The 4615-nt window shown below is 74.5% G+C and carries 1 pseudogene; it reads left to right on the top strand.

The window, feature by feature from the left end:
* Positions 1-8: 8 nt before the first annotated feature.
* Positions 9-4615 (top strand): annotated as a pseudogene (locus tag AB4039_RS41480) (SDR family NAD(P)-dependent oxidoreductase); the annotation flags it as partial.

Below are 4615 nucleotides of genomic sequence, written 5' to 3'. Positions count from 1 at the left end.
CGAAGGTCGTGGACCGTCTCGCGGCCGACGGGCGCAAGACGAAGGCGCTGACCGTCTCCCACGCCTTCCACTCGCCCCTCATGGACCCGATGCTCGACGACTTCCGCAAGGTCGCCGAGAACGTTTCCTTCGGAGCCCCGACCGTGCCGCTCGTCTCCACGCTCACCGGCCGCCCCGTGACGGGCGAGGAGTTCTGCTCGGTCGACTACTGGGTTCGCCACGTCCGCGAGGCCGTCCGCTTCGCGGACGCCGTCGCCTCCCTCGCCGACCTGGGCGCCCGCACCTTCCTGGAGGTGGGCCCCGGCGGAGCGCTCACCTCCCTGGCCCAGGACTCCCTGGACGAGCACGCGCTCACCGTCCCCCTCCTGCGGACCGACCGCGCCGAGGACCTGGCCGTCACCACCGCCCTCGCCCGCCTCCACGTCCACGGCGTACCCGTCGACTGGACCGCCGTCTTCGCCGGACGCGGCGCCCGGCAGGTAGACCTCCCCACCTACGCCTTCCGGCGCACGCCGTACTGGCTGCTCCCCGCCGACCCGCAGGAGACCGGACCCCTCGCGGCCGACCCCGCGGGCGCCGGATTCTGGGAAGCCGTGGAGAACCAGGACCTGGCGGCCCTCACCGAGCAGCTGGACGTCGACGGGGATTCCCCGCTGAGCTCGGTACTGCCGGCACTGTCCCGGTGGCGGCGCCGGCAGCGGGACGAGTCCGTCGTCGACGCACTGCGTTACCGGACCTCGTGGAAGCCGCTCACCGGCCGGGAGACGGCCGAGCTGACCGGCGCCTGGCTGCTCGTCGTCCCGGCGGGCGCCGAGGACGACCGTACCGTTGCCACCGTCACGGCCGCCCTGTCCCGCCACGGCGCCGAACCGGTACGGCTCGTCGTCGGCGCCGACGAAGACCGTGCGGCACTGGCCGGACGCCTGCGCCCGGCGCTCGCCGACACCGCCCCGGCGGGGGTCCTGTCGCTGCTCGCCCTCGCCGAGGACCCGCACCCCGTACACCCGCAGCTGCCCACCGGCCTCGCCCAGACCACCCTGCTCGTCCAGGCGCTGGGCGACGCGGAGGTGCCCGCACCGCTCTGGTGCGTGACCACGGGAGCCGTGACGGTCGGCCGATCGGACCCGCTGACCAGCCCCGGCCAGGGCATGGTCTGGGGCCTCGGCCGCTCGGTGGCCCTGGAGTTCCCGGAGCGCTGGGGCGGACTGGTCGACCTGGCCGGTGCGCCCGACGAACGGACGGCACGCCGCTTGGTGTCCGTACTGTCCGCATCCGCTGAGGCACCCGCATCCGCATCCGCATCCGCATCCGCTGCAGACGACCAGATCGCCATCCGGCCGTCCGGGATCTTCGTCCGACGCCTGGGGCGCGCCCTCGCCGGTGCCGCACCGGCCGACAGGGCCTGGCAGCCGCGCGGCACCGTGCTGATCACCGGAGGCACCGGCGCGCTGGGGGCACGAGTGGCGCGGTACGTGGCCGCGCGCGGCGCCGAACACGTCGTACTGACCGGACGGCGCGGCCCCGACGCCCCCGGAGCGGCGGACATCGCCCACGAGATCGAGGAACTGGGGGCCAAGGTCACGATCGTGGCCTGCGACGTGTCCGACCGGGAGGAGGTAGCCAACCTGCTCTGGTCGCTTCCCGAGGACCGGTATCCGCTGACGGCGGTGGTGCACGCGGCCGGCATGCCGCAGTTCGCGCCCACCGACACCCTGGGCCTCGGCGACCTCGCGGACGTCGTCTCCGCCAAGGTGGCGGGCGCGACCCACCTCGAGGAACTGCTCGGCGACCGGCCGCTGGACGCCTTCGTCCTCTTCTCGTCCGTGGCCGGAGTGTGGGGCAGCGGCCGACAGGCCGCCTACTCGGCCGCCAACGCCTTCCTCGACGGACTCGCGGAGCGCCGCCGCTCCCACGGCCTCGCCGCCACGTCGGTGGCCTGGGGGCCCTGGGCCGACGGCGGCATGGCGGACGACGACGAAGCCGAGGCGCACCTGCGCCGACGCGGCCTGCCGCCCATGTCCCCCGACACCGCGATCGCCGCGCTCCAACGGGCCCTGGACCACGACGAGACCACGGTCGTCGTCGCCGACGTCGACTGGGACCGGTTCGCGCCCGCCTTCGCCATCACCCGACCCGCCCCACTCCTCGCCGACCTGCCGGAGGCGCGGAACGCCCTCGCGGGGACCGGGCCGAGCGCGGGCAGCGCGGGCCGGCCCGAGAGCACGGCGTCCTCCCTCGGCGCCGGGTTCGCGACCCTCGCCGAACCGGAGCGCCGCCGGGCCCTGCTCGACCTCGTCAGGACCGAGGTGGCCAGGGCGCTCGGGCACGCGGGCCGGGACGCGGTGGCCTCCGACCGGTCCTTCAAGGACCTCGGGTTCGACTCGCTCACCGCCGTCGAACTGCGCAACCGGCTGAACGCCGCCACCGGGCTTCGACTGCCGACCACCCTGGTCTTCGACCACCCCAACGCGGACGCGCTCGCCGACCACCTCACCTCGGAGCTCTCCGGCCACGGCTCCACCACCGCCCGCGCCGACGCCGCCACGCCGGGGGAGCGCACGGAGGCGGCCCCCGACGAGCCCATCGCGATCGTCGCCATGAGCTGCCGGTTCCCGGGCGGCGCGAACTCGCCCGAACAGCTGTGGCAGCTGCTCGTGGACGGCGTCGACGCCGTGTCCGCCTTCCCCGCCGACCGCGGCTGGAACCTCGACGCCCTGTACGACCCGGACCCCGAACACCCCGGCACCACCTACGTCAACGAGGGCGCGTTCCTCTACGACGCCGGCCACTTCGATCCCACGTTCTTCGGGATCTCCCCGCGCGAGGCCCTCGCCATGGACCCGCAGCAGCGACTGCTCCTGGAAGCGGCCTGGGAGGCACTGGAGCGGGCCCGGCTCGCACCCTCCTCCGTACGCGGCACCCGCACCGGTGTCTTCGTCGGCTCCGGATACCAGGGATACGGCGCCGGCCCCGGGCAGCTGCCCGACGGGGTCGAGGGACACCTGCTCACCGGCGCCTCCAGCAGCGTCATGTCGGGCCGCATCGCGTACTCCCTCGGCCTTGAGGGGCCCGCCATGACGGTGGACACCGCCTGCTCGTCCTCGCTGGTCGCCCTGCACCTGGCCACCCAGGCCCTGCGCCAGGGCGAGTGCGAACTCGCACTGGTCGGCGGCGCGGCCGTGATGTCGAGCCCCAACGCCTTCGTCGAGTTCAGCCGCCAGCGCGGCCTGGCCGCCGACGGCCGCTGCAAGCCGTTCGCGGCCGCGGCCGACGGCACGGGCTGGGGCGAGGGCGTCGGCATGCTGCTGGTCGAGCGGCTGTCGGACGCACAGCGCAACGGCCATCCGGTACTCGCGGTCGTGCGGGGCAGCGCCGTCAACCAGGACGGTGCCTCGAACGGCCTCACCGCCCCGAACGGCCCGGCGCAGCAGCGCGTGATCCGGCAGGCGCTCGCGAAGGCGGGGGTCTCGGCCGCCGACGTGGACGCCGTCGAGGCCCACGGCACCGGCACCGCGCTCGGAGACCCGATCGAGGCGCAGGCGCTGCTGGCCACGTACGGGCAGGACCGGCCGGCCGGCCGGCCCCTGTGGCTGGGCTCCCTCAAGTCGAACATCGGCCACACCCAGGCCGCTTCCGGTGTGGCGAGCGTGATCAAGACGGTCATGGCACTCCGGCACGGCATGCTGCCCAAGACCCTGCACGTGGACGAGCCCTCGCCGCACGTCGACTGGTCGGCGGGCGCGGTACGCCTGCTCACCGAGCCGGTGGCCTGGGCGGCCGACGGCCGCCCGCGACGGGCGGCGGTCTCCTCCTTCGGTGTGAGCGGCACCAATGCCCACACCGTCATCGAGGAGGCCCCGGCGACCGTGCCCGCCGAAGAGGAAGGCCACGGGGCGCCTGCCGCGGAGCACTGCCTGCCGTGGACGCTGTCCGGCAAGGACGAAGCGTCCCTGCGGGCCCAGGCACACAACCTCCTGACCCACACCGCGAACCACGCGGGCCTCGCCCCGGCGGACCTCGCCCTCTCCCTCGCCGAGTCCCGCACGGCCATGACGCACCGCGCGGTGGTGCTCGGCCGGACCACGGCCGAACTCTCGGCCGGCCTGGAGGCCCTGAGCAAGGGGGAGACGGCGGCAGACCTGGTACGGGGCGTCGCACGCCCGGCGGACCGCCGTACGGCGTTCCTGTTCTCGGGGCAGGGGAGTCAGCGGCTGGGGATGGGGCGTGATCTGTACGCGGCTTTCCCGGTGTTCGCGGATGCGTTCGACGCGGTGTGTGCCCATGTGGACCAGCACCTCGAACGTCCCCTGGCGGGCGTGGTGTTCGGGGACGACGCGGAGGTGTTGGACCGGACGGGTTACGCGCAGCCCGCCCTGTTCGCGGTCGAGGTGGCCCTGTTCCGGCTGGTGGAGTCGTGGGGTGTCCGTCCGGACTTCCTGGCGGGTCATTCGGTGGGTGAGTTCGCCGCCGCGCACGTGGCGGGTGTGTTCTCCCTCGACGACGCGGCCCGGCTGGTGGCGGCGCGCGGCCGGCTGATGCAGGCCCTCCCGGCCGGGGGTGTGATGGTGGCGGTGGAGGCCTCGGAGGAAGAGGTACGGGACCTGCTGGCCGGGTT

Origin of the sequence: Streptomyces sp. M-16 (assembly GCF_052114405.1) — a bacterium.
GTDB lineage: Bacteria > Actinomycetota > Actinomycetes > Streptomycetales > Streptomycetaceae > Streptomyces.
This window is presented reverse-complemented; position numbering and strand designations above follow the sequence as displayed.